General features: G+C 56.0%; 14 protein-coding genes and 1 tRNA gene. 7 read left to right on the forward strand and 8 right to left on the reverse strand.

The window, feature by feature from the left end:
• The first annotated feature begins 6 nt into the window (after nucleotides 1-6).
• A complete protein-coding gene (locus tag B2344_RS02795) occupies nucleotides 7-723 on the forward strand; it encodes a PepSY domain-containing protein (RefSeq protein WP_290484619.1) in 717 nt (238 codons plus the stop codon).
• On the forward strand, nucleotides 720-2564 hold the full coding sequence (gene nqrF / locus B2344_RS02800; RefSeq protein ID WP_290484620.1) for an NADH:ubiquinone reductase (Na(+)-transporting) subunit F: 1845 nt from the start codon (nucleotides 720-722) through the stop codon (nucleotides 2562-2564). Before B2344_RS02795 ends, nqrF begins: the two co-directional genes overlap by 4 nt.
• Before the next feature lie 93 nt (nucleotides 2565-2657).
• Here nqrF and B2344_RS02805 read toward each other — a convergent pair whose 3' ends face one another.
• The 4 genes from B2344_RS02805 to B2344_RS02820 are packed head-to-tail and all read right to left on the reverse strand — an operon-like array spanning nucleotide 2658 to nucleotide 9733.
• Complete coding sequence (locus B2344_RS02805) at nucleotides 2658-3992, reverse strand: MFS transporter (RefSeq protein WP_290484621.1); 1335 nt, start codon at nucleotides 3990-3992, stop codon at nucleotides 2658-2660.
• 24 nt (nucleotides 3993-4016) lie between these two features.
• On the reverse strand, nucleotides 4017-7193 hold the full coding sequence (locus tag B2344_RS02810; RefSeq protein WP_290484622.1) for an efflux RND transporter permease subunit: 3177 nt from the start codon (nucleotides 7191-7193) through the stop codon (nucleotides 4017-4019).
• Between the two features lie 9 nt (nucleotides 7194-7202).
• Nucleotides 7203-8459, reverse strand: coding sequence for an efflux RND transporter periplasmic adaptor subunit (locus B2344_RS02815; RefSeq protein WP_290484623.1), 1257 nt, complete (start codon nucleotides 8457-8459; stop codon nucleotides 7203-7205).
• Nucleotides 8456-9733: a TolC family protein gene (locus tag B2344_RS02820; RefSeq protein WP_290484624.1), complete on the reverse strand. Its 1278-nt coding sequence runs from the start codon at nucleotides 9731-9733 to the stop codon at nucleotides 8456-8458. The genes B2344_RS02815 and B2344_RS02820 overlap by 4 nt, the downstream gene beginning before the upstream one ends.
• Before the next feature lie 207 nt (nucleotides 9734-9940).
• On the opposite strand from B2344_RS02820, the gene B2344_RS02825 reads away from it, so the two are divergent.
• On the forward strand, nucleotides 9941-10102 hold the full coding sequence (locus B2344_RS02825; RefSeq protein ID WP_290478570.1) for a hypothetical protein: 162 nt from the start codon (nucleotides 9941-9943) through the stop codon (nucleotides 10100-10102).
• A 269-nt stretch (nucleotides 10103-10371) separates the two neighbouring features.
• On the opposite strand, the gene B2344_RS02830 is transcribed toward B2344_RS02825, so the two are convergent.
• From B2344_RS02830 to B2344_RS02840, 3 genes are all read right to left on the reverse strand, one after another.
• The gene (locus tag B2344_RS02830) at nucleotides 10372-11076 is read right to left on the reverse strand and encodes an IS6 family transposase (RefSeq protein ID WP_290484625.1); all 705 of its coding nucleotides are present in this window, start codon (nucleotides 11074-11076) and stop codon (nucleotides 10372-10374) included.
• A gap of 257 nt (nucleotides 11077-11333) precedes the next feature.
• A tRNA-Ser gene (locus B2344_RS02835) sits at nucleotides 11334-11423 on the reverse strand.
• A gap of 215 nt (nucleotides 11424-11638) precedes the next feature.
• A complete protein-coding gene (locus B2344_RS02840; protein ID WP_290483329.1) occupies nucleotides 11639-13666 on the reverse strand; it encodes an ATP-binding protein in 2028 nt (675 codons plus the stop codon).
• Nucleotides 13667-14176: 510 nt separating this feature from the next.
• Here B2344_RS02840 and B2344_RS02845 point away from each other — a divergent pair.
• The 4 genes from B2344_RS02845 (at nucleotide 14177) to B2344_RS02860 (ending at nucleotide 20010) form a co-directional block, all read left to right on the forward strand.
• The gene (locus tag B2344_RS02845) at nucleotides 14177-15118 is read left to right on the forward strand and encodes an isopenicillin N synthase family dioxygenase (protein ID WP_349679774.1); all 942 of its coding nucleotides are present in this window, start codon (nucleotides 14177-14179) and stop codon (nucleotides 15116-15118) included.
• Between the two features lie 148 nt (nucleotides 15119-15266).
• Entirely contained in the window at nucleotides 15267-17633 is a 2367-nt protein-coding gene (locus tag B2344_RS02850) for a glycoside hydrolase family 3 N-terminal domain-containing protein (RefSeq protein WP_290484627.1), read from the forward strand.
• Nucleotides 17630-18649, forward strand: coding sequence for an SMP-30/gluconolactonase/LRE family protein (locus tag B2344_RS02855; RefSeq protein WP_290479107.1), 1020 nt, complete (start codon nucleotides 17630-17632; stop codon nucleotides 18647-18649). Before B2344_RS02850 ends, B2344_RS02855 begins: the two co-directional genes overlap by 4 nt.
• Nucleotides 18640-20010, forward strand: coding sequence for a GntP family permease (locus B2344_RS02860; RefSeq protein ID WP_290484273.1), 1371 nt, complete (start codon nucleotides 18640-18642; stop codon nucleotides 20008-20010). Before B2344_RS02855 ends, B2344_RS02860 begins: the two co-directional genes overlap by 10 nt.
• On the opposite strand, the gene B2344_RS02865 is transcribed toward B2344_RS02860, so the two are convergent.
• Complete coding sequence (locus B2344_RS02865; RefSeq protein ID WP_290483326.1) at nucleotides 20011-20781, reverse strand: thiazole synthase; 771 nt, start codon at nucleotides 20779-20781, stop codon at nucleotides 20011-20013.
• Nucleotides 20782-20794 lie beyond the last annotated feature (13 nt).

Here is a 20794-nt window from a genome sequence, read left to right on the forward strand (position 1 = left end):
TCATTCGTGGGTAAAAATATCGCATTCAGAGTGCGCCAGTGGCACAAATGGCTGTCGCTCATCATCGGCGCGCAAGTCATGCTTTGGCTCGCGACAGGTGTTTACATGGTGGTGATAAATCTTGATTTCATTCATGGTGACCACCTCGTTCAGAACATGGCTGCGAGGCTTGGCGCAGATTATGAGCCAAGCGTCACATTCCAAGACGTGGTCGATGACTATCCGGACGCCAGCGAAATTGTCCTCGCGAGCTGGATTGGGCAACCCGTTTTCCGGGTGAGATCTCCGGCCGGATCACATCTTGTGGATGCGGAAACCGGTCGCCAAATTTCTCCGCTCACGCAAGACGATGCAATCGCTGTCGCGCGATACCACTATACCCGGACGGCCGACATAGCCTCGGCCAGGCTATTGGTGGATGCGGAAGAGGCGCCGACAGAAATCCAGTCCCGGCCACTTCCTTTATGGCGCGTGGATTTCGACGATGCCGGATCAACCGCCTTCTATGTCTCACCGGATGACGGGTCGCTGATTACCAGACGCCACACATACTGGCGTATCTTCGATTTCGCCTGGATGCTGCACATCATGGACTATGAAGAACGCGCAGACGTGAACAATACCCTTCTACGGATTTCAGCCGGCCTCGGCCTTGTGCTCTCGGTCCTTGGAATGTGGCTGCTCTTTTTCAGCTTCAGGCGCCGCCGGGGGTCCCTGTCATGATGGCGATCATTCGACAGGGCCATAAATGGATCGCATTGATCCTGGGCATTCAGCTTGCTCTCTGGATGCTGAGCGGCCTCGGCATGGCCATTCTTCCTCACAGCAAGGTTGTTGGCCACCATCACAAGGCCGCACCCGCGGCCCCCACCCCGCTCAGCGAGCTTGCCGGTGCCGAGATCGGCCAGCCTGATGCCTTGGGCCGCGGCGATATCCGCGAGATCCGTCTCAAAAACCTCAATGGGCGCGCGGTCTTCGAAACGGTCACGCCGGACGGTTCAACACTTGGCGAAGCGGTGACCGGTAACACAATCATTGTGAGCGAAGCGCTCGCTGGCGACATCGCTCTCAAGGATTATTCCGGCCCGGGCGAGATCAGTCGGACCCGTCTTCTCACCGAGTCCACGCTGGAAATTCGCGACCACGCCCCACCCGCCTGGCGGATCGACTTCTCCGACCCCGAGCAGACGAGCCTTTATGTTTCGGCTTCGAATGGCGAGATTCTCGAGAGGCGGAACAATTATTGGAGAACGTTCGACGTCTTCTGGATGGTCCACATCATGGACTATGTCAGCCGATCCAGCTTCAATCACCCGCTCATCATCCTGACCGCGCTCGTTGTGCTTTGGCTCGGCTTCAGCGGGATTGCTCTGTGGTGGGACAGTTTCAGACGGAACGACTTCAATGTCATCGGCAGATGGCGCTTACGGAAGCACACCTTCGCCCTGGCCCTCTCTGACAGTGAAGGCGGCACGATCCGGACCGTCGACGCCCGACCCATGCAGTCACTCTTCACAGCGATGGGCACTGAAGGTTACCCGCTTCCTTCCACTTGCGGCGGCGGTGGCACATGCGGCCTCTGCCGGGTCCGGATTGGCCCGGATCTCCCGATCCTCCCGGCTGACCGCCGGCAAATACCGGACGCCGAGCTGGAGGAAGGATACCGGCTGGCATGCCAGCACCAGATCACCTCCCCTCTTTCGGTGACGCTACCGCATGGCCTGCTAGACGCAACTGACATCAAAGCAGTCGTCGTCTCTTCCACCTTCATCACGCCGGACATGTACGAGTTGTGCCTGTCGCTTCCCACGCCGCTCGACTTCCGGGCCGGTAGCTATGTTCAAGTCGAAATTCCGCCCTTTACATCCTGTCTCGATGAGCTGGACCTGCCTGATCAGGTGAAGGCGCAGTGGGAAAGGTCTGGCGCCGCAAAGACGTTCGGCACCAATGTCCCGGTCTTCCGGACTTATTCCCTCGCAAACGCCCCGGGCGAGTTTGGGAACAAGGTCAAGTTGAGCATTCGCCTCGCGCTCCCCAAAATCGGTATGATGGACGTCCCGGTGGGAGTCGGATCTGCATTCCTGCTCACGCGGAAGAGCGGTGATACGTTGCATCTGCGTGGGCCGTTTGGGGATTTTCATATCAATGAGGATGCCGATGAAATCATCTTCATTGGAGGCGGCGCGGGGATCGCGCCGATCCGATCCATGATCCTCGATCAGCTCAAGGTAAAACGCACATCTTCGCGGATATCGTTCTGGTATGGGGCCAGAACACAGGAACACCTAGCCTATCAGGAAGATTTGGAAGAGCTTGTGGCAGCATATCCAAATTTCTCCTGGCATGTGGCCCTGTCAGACGCACCGGAAACGGATACCTGGTCTGGTCCGCGCGGCTTGATCCATGAATTGGTTCGCGATCAGTGTATCACCTCACATCCCGATCTCGACGCGTGTAGTTTTTATATATGCGGTCCTCCACCCATGCTGGCGGCGGTTCTGTCTTTGTTAAAATCTCTGAACGTGCCGGACAGCCGCATAGCGTTCGATGATTTCGGAAATTGACCCGGTGCAGACGATCTGGAGATGGGCGAAGCACAACCTATTCCGTGAACTGATCCCTGTAAAAAGCTGTCTACTTAAAGCTATACTTTCCTTTCAGGTCGGCTTTGGCCACTGAGTATGGATATCGTCGATCACGAAAGTATGGACGGGTTCGTCGGGCTGATGACCGTCGCGTATGTGCGGATGGTCGGCAGGAAGGTCTGGATGCGCGTGAACGATTTGCGTAACATCGCGCCTTGGCCAGACGCGCGCCGCAATTACCAGGCCCGCGAGGGAAAGAGCGCAGAGACCGGCAAAGGCTGCTGACTGGCCAAGCGACGCACCTAGCCAGCCTGCCAGGGGATAGGCAATTAGCCAGCACGCATGGCTGAGCGCGAATTGCGCCGCGAAAATTGTGGTGCGGTTGTCGGCATGAGATGAGCGCCTGAGCAGTCGACCGGCAGGAGTCACACACAAGGAATAGGCCGCCCCCAGACATAACCAGCCGCCAAGAATGATCGGCCATTGAATTCCCATCAAGAGGGTCAGCGCGGCAAGTGCGGCCAGAAGGCCTGTCAGAAAGGCCGAGGCGGCCAGCAACGCCGTCCGGTCGGTTAGCTTTCGAAGAATACTGGAGACTGACAGCGCAATGAGCATCGAGCCCAGGCCATACGCGCCCAGCGTAATCGCATAGGCGGCTTGGGAAAGCGCCAGTTCCTCGCGAATGATGACGACGGTGTTGACGGTGACCATAGATCCAGCCGCCGCGGCCGAGAGGGTGACCGCCAGCAATCCGACAAGGCGAGGCGTCTTCAGATACATGACCATGCCGTGACTGGTGCGAGCCCAGACCCCGCCGCTATGGAATTTTGCAGCGCGGCCTATGGCCAGTCCCGACCTTAGTACAAGGATCGCCGAGCCGACGAAACCAATTGCTGTTCCTGCAAACAGACCGTTGAACGAGATCACCGTGAGGAACGCGGCGGCGATCAGGGGACTGGTGAGGCTCTCCATGTCGTACGCAAGACGGGAGAGCGAGAGCGCTTTCGTATAATCTTCCTCATCAGGCAGGATATCGGGGATCGAGGCCTGGAAAGTCGGCGTGAAGGCCGCTGAGGCCGATTGCAGGACGAAGATCAATCCATAAATCTGCCAGACCTCCGTGACGAATGGGAGGAACAGCGCAACGCCAGCCCGTACGATATCCAGTGCCACGAGAAACGTCTTGCGGGGGAGCCGGGACGAGAAGGCCCCCACGACTGGAGCGATCGCGATATAGGCCACCATCTTGATCGCAAGCGCGATGCCGAGCACCTGCCCGGCCTCGTTTCCTGCAAGCTCGAAAGCGAGCAAGCCGAGCGCAACGGTGAGTAGCCCGGTGCCAATCAGGGCAACCAGCTGCGCAAGGAAAAGGTGCCGATAGGTACGATCAGTGAGAATACCCAGCATGAAAGTGTGCCTGAAGGGCCCTTCCTATTCCGCTGGCACCGGCTCGTCCGCCAGCAACGGTTCACGTCGTGAGCTTTTCTCTCCCCCATGAACAATTCGGTAGAGCGCTGGCAGAACGAGCAAGGTGAGAAGCGTTGAGGAGAAAATTCCGCCGATCACCACTGTCGCAAGAGGTCGTTGAACCTCGCTGCCGAGCCCGACATTGAACGCCATCGGAATAAATCCCAGACTGGCAACGAGCGCGGTCATGAGCACCGGCCTCAACCGTTGCAAAGCCCCTTCATAGATCGCCTCGTCCAAGGCCTCTCCCCGTTCGCGGCGCTGGCGAATGAAACTGAGCATTACCACACCATTGAGCACGGCGACGCCGGAGAGGGCGATAAATCCAACGCCCGCGGATATCGAGAATGGCATGTCGCGCAAGGCGAGCGCTGCCACGCCTCCCGTCAGTGCGAGAGGGACTCCCGAGAAGACGATCGCGGCATCCCTCAGGGTGCCGAACAGCATCAGCAACAGACCGAAAATCATCAGCAGCGCGATGGGCACTACAACCGACAGGCGCTGACTGGCAGAGACAAGCTGTTCATACGTTCCGCCATATTCGATCCAGTAGCCGGCTGGGAGGTCAGCGCCGTCCGATACGCGATCCTGCAGTTCGGTGATAAATGAGCCAAGATCCCGACCTCTCACATTTGAGGTGACAACAAGCTTGCGCTTGCCGTTCTCGCGACTGACCTGATTGGGGCCCGGGGCGATGTCGACGCTCGCTACTTCAGACAGAGGCACGAACATAACGCCATCGCCGGACCGTCTGCCTTCCGGCAGAGGGACAGGCAGACGCTGGATCGCCACAACATCCGTACGCAAATATTCGGGGAATCTGACAACGATATCGAAGCGGCGGTCGCCTTCGAAAAAACGTCCGGCGACTTGCCCCCCCAGCGCCGTTGCCGCAACTGCCTGGATGTCACCGACGTTCAATCCGTATCTTGCAAGCGCATCCCTGTCAGGGCGAATTGACAAGATAGGCAGGCCCGTAACTTGTTCGCGCTGCACATCGGCGGAGCCAGCCGTGCCGGTTACGATCTCCTGAATCCGATCGGCTGTCGCTTCCAGTGTTTCCAGATCATCGCCATAGATTTTCACGGCGACATCTGCGCGGACCCCTGAAATCAGCTCATTGAACCGCATTTCAATCGGCTGGGTCAGCTCATACTTGCTGCCAGGTATCTGTTCGACCACTGCCTGTAGCTCGGAGACAAGTTGCGATTTTGGCTTTCTGGGGTCCGGCCATTCCTTACGTGGTTTCATGATCACGAATGTGTCTGCCACACTCGGAGGCACCGGATCGGTCGCAATTTCAGGCGTGCCGATCTTGGCAAAAACGCGTTCGACCTCCGGGACCTGCACGATCCTCGCTTCGAGCATTTCCTGCATTTCAATCGCCTGAGTCAGGCTTGTGCCTGGAATGCGCAAAGCGTGGAGGGCTATATCGCCTTCATCAAGGTTTGGAATAAACTCCGAACCTAGCTTGGTTGCCCCCCAGCCACCGATGCCGACGAGCGCAACGGCTCCGATCACAATAGCGTATCGAACACGTAGCGCGAAGCTAAGAGCCGGCCGGTAAAGCCACTTTGCCCCCCTCATCAGGCGGCTTTCCTTCTCCGTGACTTTGCCGCGGACAATAAGCGCGACGGCAGCTGGCACGAAAGTCAGCGAGAGAATCAGGGCCGAGGTGAGCGCCAGAACCACGGTGAAGGCCATCGGGTGGAACATCTTCCCTTCGATCCCCGTCAGGGCAAAGATTGGAAAATACACCACCGTGATGATGATCACGCCGAATATCGATGGTTTGATCACTTCACTGGACGCTTCGGCTGCCAGGGAAAATCGCTCTTCGCGGGTCAGCAAGCGACCGAGGCTCCCCTGCTTCTCCGCAAATCGCCGGAGGCAATTTTCGACAATGATAACAGCGCCATCAACGATCAGGCCGAAATCGAGCGCGCCGAGGCTCATCAGATTGCCCGACACATTGTTCTCGACCATCCCCGTGATAGTCATCAGCATCGCCACGGGAATGACCGCCGCCGTTATGAGTGCTGCCCGTATATTTCCGAGCAGGAGAAACAGGACGAGAATAACCAGTAACGCACCCTCAGCCAGATTCTTCTCGACGGTTGCGATCGTCGCATCGACCAGGGTCGTGCGATTATAGACCGGCGTGATCTGGACGCCATCAGGCAGACCAGGCCGGATTTCGTCCACCCGCTCGTCAACTGCGACTGATACTGTGCGGCTGTTTTCGCCGACCAGCATGAAGGCGGTACCAAGAATAACTTCCTCACCGTTCTGGGTTGCAGCGCCAGTCCGGAGTTCTTCACCGATGGTTATTTCTGCGACATCTGACAACCGGATCCCGAAGGCGCCGGTGTCTTTCACGGTGATGTTGCGAAGATCGTCAAGCGAATTCGCCTGACCGGGAACCCGGATCAGGTTCTGCTCACCATGACGTTCAATATAGCCTGCGCCGGTATTCGCATTATTCGCTTCCACAGCGCCGATGATATCGTCTAGCGTTAGATCGAATCCGGCGAGGGCTGCCGGATCTGGCAGGATATGGATTTCCTTCTTGAACCCGCCGATCGTGTTGACTTCCGTCACGCCTTCGACCGTGCGCAGCTGAGGCAAGACCACCCAGTCATTGAGCGTGCGCAAATCCATCGCCGTGTACCGTGCGCCATCTTCAGTGAGTGCGCCCGGCTCAGCCGAAAGGATGTACATGTAAATTTCGCCCAGCCCCGTTGCGATAGGACCGAGTTCAGGCGACACGCCTTCCGGAAGTGTGGCTCGAACCGACTGGATTCTTTCTGAAACCAGTTGTCTGGCGCGGTAGATGTCGGTGCCATCATCGAAGATCACCGTCACTTGACTCAATCCGTAGCGGGAAACCGACCGTGTATAGTCAAGATCAGGAAGACCCGAAATGGCGGTCTCTACCGGGAACGTGATGCGTTGCTCGGTTTCCAGAGGCGAATAGCCGGGGGCTTCCGTGTTGATCTGCACCTGGACATTTGTGATGTCAGGAACGGCATCGATCGGAAGCCGGTTGAAATTGTAGATGCCGAGTGCGGCAAGTCCGAATACAACAGCAAGGACCAACCAGCGCTGGCTGATCGAGAATCGAATGATGCTCTCAAGCATGGCTGTCTCCTAATGGTCGTGGCTGGCGCCGGACTTTTCAATGTCGGCTTTGATGAGGAAGGAATTGGCGCTGACATATTCAGTGCCGGGATCTAACCCGCCAAGGACTTCGACAAATTCACCATCGCTCTCTCCCAGGTCGAGCATCCGGACCTCGTAGGTCTCGCCCACTTTTGCGTAGACCACGGTGAAGTCACGAAAGCTCTGCAGCCCGGATTCTCTCACGGCGAGCGGCACTTCAGACTCTCCGGTCACAACGCTCGCCATGACCCGCATGCCAGGGGTCATTGCCGCTTCGATCGGCACGGGGGCTACGGCGATACGAGTCTGCGTATTTTCGCCCGATATCGGCAGAAAGCGGGTGATCTCTGACGCAAACTCGGGGTCAGACCCAGCAATACCCATGCGGACGCTCTGACCTGTTTTCACCTTCCCTGCATCGTTAGGGAAGACGTGCAGACGCGCCTCCAACTGATTGAGGTCAGCGATCGTGAAGAGAGATTGATCGCCCGCGACATCGCCCGCATTGGTGTTGCGTTCAAGGATTGTCCCCGATACCGGCGCGGTGACCGAATAACTCTGAAGACTGGAGGAGCTTTCGACGCGCGCCAGCGTCTGTCCCTTGCGAACCATATCATTCACGCCGACGCTGACCGACTGGACTGGACCGGGGTAGCGGGCCCGAACCTCCGCGGTCGCAGATGGCGAGAGGGCCGTCACGCCCGAGAGAGGAATTATGTCCCTGATCACCGCAGCACCGGCAATTTCAGTCTCGACACCCATGGACACAGCTGTGTCGTCGGCAATCGTGGTGCGGCCCTCGAAGGATTCATAACTCCAAGAGTAAGACGTGCCCTGATGTTGGGCGTCGACGAAGACCTCGAATGAATGCGGTTCGGTAACGACACCGTCGCCTTTCAGATAATCCTGAACCGGAGAGAATTCGAAAATATCCTCCTCGTCTCCAAGTCGGTCGAGGCGAACTGTCAGCGCGACATGGGACGGATCAACAGGTTCACCTGCAAGGAAAGGATAAATTCGATACTCAGGCGGGACACCTGACTCAAAAATCGTCATTTCCAGCGCAAAATCCCCTTCTTCCAACAGACGTCCTCCATGAGGCCCTTCCGCAGTTTCAGATTCTCCGGCCCCAGTATGAATATTGTCGCCATCGCCTGGCGCTGAATTCTGGCTGCCGCAGCCGGTGAGGGTCATCAGCGCTGCAATTACTGCAGCGGCAACAGGATAAAGAATGCGAGGATTCATTGTGCAGTCTCCACGATGGACTGCCAGTCTTCCCGGCCCGTGACGCGGGAAAGAGCAGCTTCGTTCAGGATGAAGGTCTCGATATGGCCGAGACGCTGTTCACGCAGTTCAGCAAGTGTTCGCTGCGCATCGATGATTTCGAGGTACGAAAATGCGCCGCGGTCATACCCCTCTTGGGCCAGATCAAGCGCGCGGATCGCTTCAGGAAGTAAAACGTCATCTATATCTCGTATGCTGGCCTGCGCGTTTTGCGCCGCGCGCTGATAGTTGACTGCCTGACGCAGCAATTGCTGGCGCAGCACACGTTCGCGGACAGCGACGAGTTCTTGTTGAACCCGGTGTTTGGCAACTTTGGCAGCTGACTGACTCTGCGTACCCAGAGGGATGGAGACACCGGCGATGACGCCAATGTCTTCTCGATATCCGAATTTCCGAACACCCGCGCTCCAAGTCACATCTGGCACTGCTTCCGCCCTTCGAAGTTCTGTCTCAGCCGCAAGGCGGCGATCTTCCGCCTGCAGTTTTTCGAATTCAGGTGAGTACACACCTGGAATATCCAGCTGGCCTGATTTCAAGCGGCGCTCAATGAATCCAGGCTCGATCGCAAAATCCTCCGCCCTGCCCCACATACTGGCAATGGTCATACGCCGCTCGGCGGCGAGGCGGTGGTATTGAAGCGCTTCTGCCTCAGCCCTAGCGAGGTCCGTCACTGACCGCGCCTGCGCAAGAAGTGGGTCTCGGGCAGCTTCCACGCGGCGATCAACAATTTCCTTCAAAGACCGTGAAATCGCGACCCGCTTGCAGGCGAGATCGGCTCGGCGCTCCAGGAGGACAGCTTCAACATACAGCGTCTCAATCGCGTGAGCGATATCGTGCTCGATGATTTTCCGCTCAGTTTCTGCAACGGCTATCCCTGCGCGCGCCACCGCTTCGCGCGCCTCTCTTTTGCCACCGCGCTCCCACGTCCTTGAGAATCGCCCTGTCACTTCCAGATTGTCGATCTCGCCCGCCAGACCGATGCCTGGAAAATTTTCCGTTTCGAGACTGATCGTATCCATTGGGCGAAGTGCAGCAATCGTCCGTTCCGTGCGGGCCAGGGCCACACCCTTGTCCGCCAGGATGGGTCGCAAGTCGGCGTCAAGTGCAGCCCGCATGGCTTGAGAGGACGTCACAATTTCGAGATCTTCGCCTGCTTCACAAGCGGATGTCTGCGCGCTGACCGACAGAAGTGGCAACGCCATGATCAAGGCGCAGCCTATAATTTTAAGTGCCATGAAACTTACTCCAGGCTGAACAAGCAAACATTGGACGCCCGCATGGCGTAACAATGTACGATATTATGTTCAGGCTGAAATTCGTTCGGGATCCGGATCTTTCAGGCGGATGGGTCCGCGATAGGATGGCGGACCGGATACAAGCCTTACAAAAGGCACAACTGACTTGACGAGACCAGTCGGTGAAGAAATGCCAAGCGCAACAAAATGAAGTTCCGCAGGGTGATCCTCATGATCAAGCTCGTGCGAGTGCTCATCGTCCAGATCGGACAGAGTGTCATGACCGAGGCCCTGCTCATCAAGATGATGATCGATTGGCATCACATGATGCAGCTCTTCAGCATGCGCACGCGTATGCGCCGCCCCTGACAGGAATGGTGATATGGCGAAAATCGCACAGAGAAGAGCTACCAGACGGTGCATGGTCACGATCCAAAGCTCAATTTAGTCTATATGTAAAGACAGCAATTTCCCTCCGGCTTGGACATAGTGAAGCGGTAATCTATTGAATGGCTGAGACTCTTGAAGGTTATTTGCTCGACGAGGCCTTCAACGGACCGCGCAGTTAAGATGATACACTTACTGGGTGGTGTCAGTCTAACGCGAACCCGTCTCCATTATTCGTGAACGAGCAGGTGCTAGGCGACGAGAAGGTCGCGCCATTTGCAAAGAGCGGCGTCGCGTTTCTGTTTGAATTGAATTCTGGGGTTGATGTGCCTTTCGAAATTAAAGTGATTGTACACTGACGAATGCATTGAAACGAACTTCTGCAGACTTCGCATACGACGAAATCGCGACATTGCTCGCTCTCTTCGTCGAAAGGGCAGGTGGGAATTCTCGGCGCGATTGTTGAGATGCCGGCCAGTCTCTTGGCGGCCCTCGTTCCCAATCACTTTCATAGCCGCCCGATAAGAAGAGCATCTGTCTGTCACGACGACATGTGGATTACCGCATCTCTTCATTGCTTTCTTTAGGAATTTCAGCGCGGCGGCTTTGTCGCGCTTCTTCGTGACAAAAGACTCAAGAACTTCGCCTTCGTGGTCGACAGCCCGCCAAAGATAGTGCCTCTCGCCGCGGATCTTCACGAAGACCTCGTCCAGGTGCCACTGCCATTGCGGGCTGCGCCGCATGGATTCCGAACGCTGCTTCCGGATCTTATGAGCGAAGTAAGACCCGAACCGATCGACCCATAGGCGGACGCTTTCGTGGCAGACATCTATGCCGCGCTCGTGGAGCAGATCCTCGATATTGCGAAGTGAGAGCGGAAAGCGGGCATATAGGAGTACAGCGAGTTGGATGATCTCAGGTGAGGTTTTGAAGTAGCGAAACGGGTTTTTGACCATTTCCTGAGGCTAAACCCCAAGATTGGTTACCTCAAGTCCGGTTCCGCTGACACCACCGGCCAAAAGATTTCAGCGTCAGTAGATTGGGCTTTTTTTAGACCCACTCTCTGATGGAGGCCTTATTTGCCCAATGTGTGCTCGGCAGAAGAGCTGACCGTTCAGGCGTCCTACAATTCAAACGGCGGCTGTCCTACACACTAAATAGTGGCCGCCCTAATTATCTGTTTTTATTAAGCAAAATCAGCACATCAGGTGGCTGGCGGAGAGGAAGGGATTCGAACCCTCGATACGCGTTAACGTATACGCCCTTAGCAGGGGCGCGCCTTCAGCCACTCGGCCACCTCTCCAGCGCCTGAAATCCCTATATATATTGGGGATTTGGGGCAAGGCTCAATTGCCGTGAATTGCTGTCAATTGCCGTCAATTGCCGTGAACAGACGTGGAACGTGGGGGAAAACTGGGGGAAAATGGAACAGCTTTCGAACACTTCATCTGCTCGATTGCGCATCGAGATGACGGCAATCTGCATTCCATTAAGAAAATTCGGATTGGTACCTAAACGCTAATCAGAGCTAAGCGGGCTATTTTGTATTCTGTCATAGTTTGATCGCCCATCCAGCATCTGGACAAAAGCCTCGTTCCGGTTGCAAGCTCGATCCACCAAACGATCAAACGCCAGCACCTCAATCATGATATTTAGTGCGTTATAATAACGGTACGCCATTCGGCCACCGAAGTTCGTTATGATGAAATCTTCTTGCTCAAGGTAAGTTTGGAGAGAGTCATTCCAATCTGCCAGAATGTAGCCCCGGACCATGGAGTCGGAAGGAATTTGAACCTCTCGTCCACCAGACGTCAGAACTTTCTGCTTTTTTCTTATAGCCGAAACTTGCCGTTTCAACTGGTCGATGGGATTGTTCGTACTCTCTTCCTTCGTGCCATCATAACTTTTCTTTTGAGGCCTCTTCATCTCAACAATCATCAGTTCATTTTCATTGTTGATCAAAAGGTCGTGCGCATACTCTCCTTTATTTCGTGCAGCGCTTTCAGTCGTGCGATCGCTAGAGATGTATCGCGCATATGCGAGATCATCATCCAGGAGCCAGAGATTGTGGGATGAAAAGTCAACTTCTTCGCTGTCTTTGTATCTTGGATAGATCAACTGATGTACCTGATCCTCCGTAGCCAGCCCCTCTTCCTGCTTTTTCAATAGCTCACGAAATATGCGGATAACTTGGTTCCGATAAGCCACGTAGACCGCCAGTGCTTCTTTGGCATCTTCAGGAATTTGTGTACGAACGATTGAAACTAATTTGTCCAAACTCGCGTCTGTGGCCAGCTTACTGAAATCAAATTTACGCCGGAACCTCTCAATGAACAGATCAGACGCCAACTGTTCTCGGGTTTCGGTAATCGCTCTCTTTCGAACAAATTCTGCACTGGTCTTGTTACCCAAACCCCTCCTGAGCAACGGATCGATCGCTATCAAGTGATCAACATCCTCTTTCATTTTTTTTCGGCGCCCAGCTGTGTACTCGGCCTCGATTTCAAGGATGTGTTTTTTTGCCAGCGAAATGAGATGATCTTTGATTGATTTCTTTTTACCGTCGAATTCGATCTTTCCATGCAAGTTCGTAATCCGATCTCGAGACTGAGAGGACTTAAAAAATTCGCTCGAAACGGCGACTAGGTAGTAGTACCTTTTCTCTTCTTGGCCGACTATTTCACTGAACGGCTGCTTATTCAGATTCGAAGAAATATTCTCAGGCTCGCTCGCTGCGCGATTGTTCGCATAGAAATACAGCCTATGTTTCTTAGCTTGGTCCGCCCCTACTTTATAATAGGTGAACTCAAACGAGTTGCTACCCTGCCCAACCGGCAGAAATTCAGCTTTTTCACCCGCAATGGACAGCCCATCATTAAAGTACTGGTACAGATTAAATGGGACATCCTGAATGGTTAGTATGAAGTGCTTTGGGACTTTCTTTTGGAGGAACTCGATGAGGAAGTGGTCCAGCACAGCCGCAACAACGTCTTCTGCTGACACGTTATGTTCACTGTCTTTAGAGTCTAGTTTGAAATAGTCCTCGTATTCATTAAGAGGAGATCCCAACATGACCGCAACACCGCAATCGGCATCGTGAACAATTTTATCTGCGACGTTGAGGGTACGGACCAAATTATCTTCTGTTGAAAAGGGGTCGTACAAGTAGACACCATTCGGCAAAGGCTGATCGCTGGCGGTCTGTTTTGAAGAGTAGTACACTTCTTTGAACACCTTGAACGCCATGAAGCGTCCGAACCCCTTACCACCGCGCTCAAATTTCTTTCCAGTCAATGGCGTCAAGAACGATGACAAATTGTTGTCGTCGAAACCTATTCCGTTATCCGAAACTTGTATTTGCTTGTTTTCAGCATCGAAAAGGACTTCCAAACGGCCTTGGCCCTCAAGATCATCTCCCCAGCGTTCCTCGATAGAATGAAACGCATTTGAAACCGCCTCAAACATTGGAAACAGGAAGCCATTCAAGCCATCGGGTAAATTGGCCCTTTTGACTTCGGACTGTAAATCTAATGGCTTGTGTCTCATTTGTTTCCCCCGTCTGCGGTGCCAGTCAGCAAAACCAAGACACAATTGTTACTAGTTCTCGACACAGCACAAGCAGCTGTGCTACCTAAGAGAGATAAAGATCAATATCTTGCAAATTTCTTATCGCGTTCCGTGATTGAGGATGGAGAAGACTCGAAACCCTTATCGACGTGTACGGACTTTATAGTAAAAATGCATGGGGGATTTCTGGGGGAAACTTCCAAAACTGTAGATTTTCTCTTTATAATACAGGTAGGTGGAGCCACCCCGACGACCTTAGCAGGGGCGCGCCTTCAGCCACTCGGCCACCTCTCCAGCGCGGAATATGGGGTCTAGAGAAACCCCATCCTGATCGCAAGCCCCTGAATTCGGTGGAGCCGTCAAAATCTCCACGAAAGCACGGCCAAACTCAATTGCACGCACAACTGCTACATATGTGGCGTTACGTATGGTCGGCCCATCCCTCTGTGCTAATCTCCCCTCTAATTCTTGCCAGAGACCCCGATAATGATGACCGACTATTTCAAACCCGTCCCGTTCGACCTGTTCAAATCCGATAAAAAAGCGTTCGGAGATGCGCTCTGCCGCTCCTTTCGAGAGACAGGGTTCGCAGTGGTGTCCGGCCATACAGTCGATCAGGGCGTGATTGACCGCAATCTGGATGCGACCAAGGCTTTCTTTGCTCTGCCGGACGCGGAAAAGCTGAAATATGACGGACGCCAAGGGGGTGGCCAGCGCGGCTATACGGCCTTTGGGACGGAAAACGCCAAGGGCAACGCTCATGCCGATCTCAAGGAATTTTGGCATACCGGTCGCGCCCTACCGGAGGACAGCCCCTATCGCGCAACGATGGCCGACACACCCAGCGTTCCCGACGTGCCTGCTTTTGACGAAGCCACAACCGCACTTTTTGATGCACTGGATGAAATGGGCCGGGAAATTCTGGAAGGTGTCGCCTTGCATCTTGGGCTCGCCGAGGATTGGTTCGACGACAAGGTCAATTTCGGCAACTCGATCCTGCGTCTGCTCCACTACCCCCCGCAGCAAACTCCTCCACCCGCAGGCACGGTCCGCGCCGGCGCGCATGAGGACATTAATGTCATCACGCTTTTATTGGGTGCTGAGGAGGCCGGCCTCCAGGTCTTGCACAGTTCAGGCGAATGGCTGGACGTTAATCCGCCCGCTGGCGCGCTGGTCATCAATTGCGGAGACATGCTACAGCGCCTGACGGGCGGTGTACTGCCGTCCACAACGCACCGCGTGCTTAACCCATCTGCCGAGCGAGCAAAATTCCCGCGCTACTCGACGCCCTTCTTTTTGCACTTCAATCAGGATTACCTGATCGAAGCGCTACCTGGCTGCGTCGCTGAAGGCGGCAAAGCCGAAGCCCCGATCACGGCTCAGGATTATCTCATGGAACGGCTCCGCGAGATCGGCCTCGTAAAAGCCTGACGTATACCTAATGCCCCGCTGCACTAAACGGTCACAGACATCGAACACTCTTTTGGACGGGAAAATGTTAGCGTTGACATAAATAGCCACTCCCCCAATGATTGCGCTAACGAAACGCGGTCGACGCGACACTTATGGGGAGGGAATTATGACCGATGCTTACACGGGCACGAAGCGCCGGCTTGCGATTGGCGCCTTGGCGACCACCTTGTTGGCGACCGCTTGCGCCACGCCTGTGCAAGCGCCTACCGCACCCGCTGACACCGTCGTTTCTGACATTTCCGAGGCCAGAGCCTGCACGCCGAATGTGAGTCTGACGAGTGCATCACAGCGCGTACGTTCGTTGGTGGCCCAGATGACTATTGATGAAAAACTCGGTCAATTAAACCAGGCCGCAGGTGGCCGCAGCAAGTCGCTGAATTCAAAGCTCACCCCTGAAGAACTCGGCAAAGTCCGGAATGGCGAGATTGGCTCCTATCTTCATGTTGCGGGCGCTGAGCCGCTGGGTGAGCTCCAAAAGGTCGCCATTGAAGAAAGCCGTCTGGGCATCCCGCTCCTCTTTGCGATGGACGTAGTTCACGGCTACCGAACGATTTTTCCGGTACCACTGGCAATGGCGGCATCATGGGATCCAGACGTCTGGCGGGAAGCCGCCGTCATCTCCGCTGACGAGGCGTCGTCAGCAGGCCTTCACTGGACGTTCGCCCCGATGGTCGACATTGCGCGTGACCCGCGATGGGGCAGAATCGTCGAGAGTGCTGGTGCGGACCCATATCTGGGGTCTCGTATGGCAGTCGCGCAGGTCGAGGGCTATCAGGGCGAAAGCCTGGCAGCCCCAAACACCATTCTCGCTGCGACGAAACACTTCGGCGCATATGGTGCCCCAACTGGCGGCCGCGACTATGGGTCTGCTGACATCAGCGATCAAAGCCTGTTCGAAACCTATCTGCCTCCCTTCTACGCCGCCACGAAGGCTGGCACCGGCTCCATGATGACGGCGTTCAATGATGTCGCCGGGGTTCCGTCCACAGCCAATGAATATCTCATCGATGATGTATTGCGGGGCGAGTGGGGCTTTGACGGCATGATCGTGTCCGACTGGAATGCAGTCGCTGAATTGATGAATCACGGCGTGGCCGAATCTGAAGAACAGGCGGGAGTGCTTGCCCTGCGCGCGGGCGTCGACATGGACATGACCAGCATGGTCCTGCCAACCAGGATCAAGACCGCTGTGCAGTCAGATGAATGCCTGACACATGATCTCGACGCGGCAGTTGCCCGTATACTGACGACAAAAGAGCGATTGGGCCTGTTTGACGAACCGATGGACTATCACGATGCAGAACGGGAAAAGACAACTCTGCTGAGCCATGAATTCCGACGCACAGCACGCGAAGCCGCGGTGAAATCAACGGTGCTCTTGAAGAATGAAAACCAGGTTCTGCCACTCTCCAAATCCCCTCAGAAAATCGCCGTTATCGGTGCCTTGGCGGAAGACAAGCTGACTCAGCTCGGCTCTTGGCGTGCACAAGGCAAGGTCGAGGATGTCGTCTCATTGCTTGAGGGCCTGCAACAAAACGCTCCTGACGGCACCACCATTACATATGCAGCCGGCGCGCATCCTTCAAATGACGCGGATTCTTCTATTGAGGCTGCTGTGGAGATTGCGTCGGCCGCCGATCATATTCTCTTGGTGATCGGGGAGGATTTCGACCTGTCCGGGGAAGCGCGCAGCCGCTCAGATATTGCCCTTCCCCAGAACCAGTCCGCCCTCGCCGCGGCGATGTTTGAGATCGGCAAACCCGTTACGATCATATTGGTGACGGGACGGCCGCTCGCAATGGAACAGGAAGTTGGAGCCGCTGATGCCGTGCTCAACACATGGATGCTGGGCATTGAAGCCGGAAACGCGCTGTCTGACGTGATATGGGGTGATGTCTCCCCTGCGGGTCGCCTACCTATCGAATTTCCGCGACGCACCGGTGCGGTGCCGCACACCTATTCCGAATATCCCGGTGGGCGCCCCGCTGACCCGGACCTGTCGAAAGACACGAACCGGTTCATCGATATTCCGATCACGCCGCTTTTCCCCTTCGGTCATGGACTGACCTATTCCAGCTTCGAATATGGTGACCTGATCGCAACAACCGATGCAGATGAATTCACCTTGAGCATCAAGGTCACAAATTCCGGAGACGTCGATTCTGATGAGGTGATTCAGCTGTATATGCGTGATCCGCTCGCCACGATTGCCCGACCGAAACGAGAACTGCGCGGATTCAAGCGAGTCCATATCCCGGCTGGTGAATCCCGCACAGTGAGCTTCACCCTGACCCCCGACCAGATGGCGTACTACACGGCACGGGACGGCTGGATCGTAGAACCCGGTAAGATCGAATTCATGGTGGGTGCATCCGCTGACGACATTCGGGCGCGCGCGGAGGTCATCATTGATCAGGCTTACCACACGAACGTTCCAGCCAGCGCAATTGCCACAAGGACACATGTAGAATGAAACAAACGCGACGTGGCTTCATGGGGTCTGCCGCCGCAGCCACCCTGATTTCGGCTTGCGCCACCACTCCGATCGGAAAGGCGTCCAATCCCGATCTCGAGATCTTCGATGCGGAAGCCCATTCCCTGTTGGATATTTTCGCAAGACTGGAGGTTTTGGCCTCCGGTTATACATGGAGTGAAGGGCCGGTCTGGGATCGCGCACGCAACTGCCTGTATTTTACCGATGTACCGGAGAACATTGCGTGGAAATGGTCAGAAGCCAGCGGCGCGACGGAATTCCTGGCCCCTTCGGGCGTTGCACGTGAGCAGGCGACGGGTTTCCGCGAACCGGGCGCCAATGGATTGGCTATTTCTCACGATGGCTCACTTCTCATCTGCAACCATGGTCGTCGCGCGGTCGAACGAATGGACTTCGAAACCGGGCATCGTGAGATCATTGCCGCCACGTTCAATGGCAAGAAGTTCAACAGCCCAAACGATGTTGTCGAAGGGCCTGACGGAAGCCTGTTCTTCACCGATCCGCCCTATGGGCTGGAGGGCATGAATGACTCTCCCCTGAAGGAGCAAGATGCCAACGGCGTGTACCGTCTGTCACCAGATGGAGAAATCACCCGCCTTATCGATACAATGACTTTCCCGAATGGCATCGTGCTGTCACCAGACAGCCAGACACTCTATGTTAGCCAATCGGATCCCGACCAGCCGGTCATCCTGCGCATGGCACCTGATGGTTCTTCCAGTTCGGTGCTTTTTGACGCCAAGCCGTTCATGTCCGACACGGCTCCGGGCCTGCCGGACGGGATGGCTGTGACGCGTTCGGGTCACATCTTTGCAACGGGCCCGGGCGGCGTGTTCCTTCTGGCCTCGGACGGCAAACCCCTTGCCCGGATCAACACCGGCAAGGCAACTGCCAATTGCTGCTTCGGCGACGCAGACGGCCGCACACTTTACATGACCGCACATGACACACTCATGCGCATCAGAACGACATCAATTGGCCTCGCATGGAGCTGACCGAGGCGCTCCTCGTCTACCGCCCCCTGCTGGCAACAGGGTTTGGCATTGCGGCGCTGCTTGCGCTGATATTGCGCGCACGGATGAATGCCTTCGCGGCCCTGCTACTGGTCAGCATATTCAGTGCCCTGGCCGCGGGCATGGCCCCAGAACAAGCCTTCGACACATTGGCAAAAGGCCTGGGCGGCACGCTGGGGTTCATTGCCACAGTCATCGGGCTTGGCGCGTTGTTCGGCGCGATCCTGCAGGCCTCTGGGGCGCTCGACGCTCTGGCTTCAAAACTCTCTACTTCATCCAGCTTCAAGACGAACCAATGGAAGATCGCCGGCATTGGCTTGTTGGCGTCCACACCTGTCTTTTTCGATGTCGCCCTCATCATACTCGCACCCCTGATCCTCACCATGGCTCATGACCGGCTGAAACCCGCCATGTCTCTTGGTCTCCCGCTCATGGCAGGGCTCGCGGTCGGCCACGCTTTCCTACCGCCCACGCCGGGACCGATCGCCATCGCGGAGCTGATAGGCGCGGACCTGGGCTGGGTTATCCTCTTCGGCGCAATAACAGGCTGCGTCGCGCTGGCCGTATCCGGTCCGCTCTTCGCGGCGTTTTTGGAGCAGCGCAACCGCATGCCAATCGGCAATCCGGCCTTCGAACTGGACGAAACCAGCAATCATACAACCCGGCCCATCCCACAGCCCGAACGGGCCATATTCCTGATTACGCTGCCACTCGTCCTGATTCTGTTGGGCACGCTTGCGGGAATATTGCCGGACGGCCCCATCAAATATGTGCTTGAAATCATCGGGCATCCATTTAGCGCGCTCCTGATTGCATGCGGCGCATCCTGGCTGCTGCTTTATCCAAAGACCGTCCAGAGCCGGAAATTGATGTCGGACGCGATGGCCCGCGCATTCGAGCCTACAGGCGCAGTCATCCTCGTCACTGGCGCGGGCGGCGCGTTCAAGCAGGTTCTTGTGGACACAGGCGCTGGCGAGCAGATCGCAAATGCCGCGCTTGGTCTGGGGTTTGGTCCGCTTCTGGCGGGCTACGTACTCGCCGTCATCCTGAGGCTCGCCCAAGGCAGCTCCACGGTTGCCATGATAACGTCAGCCGGCCTGACCGCGCCCATTGTGGCGATGGCCGATCTCTCCGCCCCGCAGCTAGGTATTGTGGCCATCGCGATCGCCGCGGGCGCAACAACCGGCAGCCATGTGAATGATAGTGGCTTTTGGCTCGTTGGACGGATCTTCGGCATCACGCCAGGTGAGACGCTGCGTACATGGACCGTCTCTACCACGCTGATCAGCGTGGTAGGATTTTTGATGTGCCTGATCCTGTACGCAGCACTCGCGTTGTTCTGATCAGATCAGGCCCGCAAGCGGCGAACTTGGATCCGCATACATCTTTTTTGGCATCCGCCCGGCCAGATAGGACTCTCGACCGGCGATCACCGCATGTTTCATGGCATTGGCCATCCGGATCGGATCCTTCGCGGCGGCAATGGCCGTATTCATCAGCACGCCATCACAGCCCAGTTCCATGGCAATCGCGGCGTCCGAGGCCGTTCCGACACCCGCATCGACAATCACCGGCACTCGTGTCTGCTCGACAATGAGACGGATATTGACCGGATTCATGATTCCGAGGCCTGACCCAATCAAGCTACCGAGCGGCATGATCGCGCAGCAACCTGCGTCTTCCAGCATCTTCGCGTAGACCGGATCATCGGAACAATAAACCATGACCTCAAACCCATCGGCGATCAGGGCTTTGGCTGCCTCAAGCGTCTCCGGCATGTTCGGATAGAGCGTCTTCTGGTCAGCCAGCACTTCCAGCTTCACCAAATTCCAGCCACCGGCCTCGCGCGCCAGGCGCAGCGTGCGAACGGCTTCATCCGCCGTGTAACATCCGGCTGTATTTGGCAGATAAGTAAATTCGTCCGGCTTCACAAAGTCTGTCAGCCGCTCTTCGTTCGGGTCCGACAAGTTCACCCGCCGCAAAGCCACGGTGACGATCTCCGCGCCAGCAGCCCGCGCTGCGTCCGCGTTCTGTTGATAAGTCTGATACTTGCCCGTGCCTACGATCAGGCGGGAATTATAGGATTTGCCGGCGATGATAAGGGGATCTGTCAAAATTCTAACCTGT

Origin of the sequence: Hyphomonas sp. UBA3195, assembly GCF_002366485.1 — a bacterium.
In the GTDB taxonomy this organism is placed as follows: Bacteria; Pseudomonadota; Alphaproteobacteria; order Caulobacterales; family Hyphomonadaceae; genus Hyphomonas.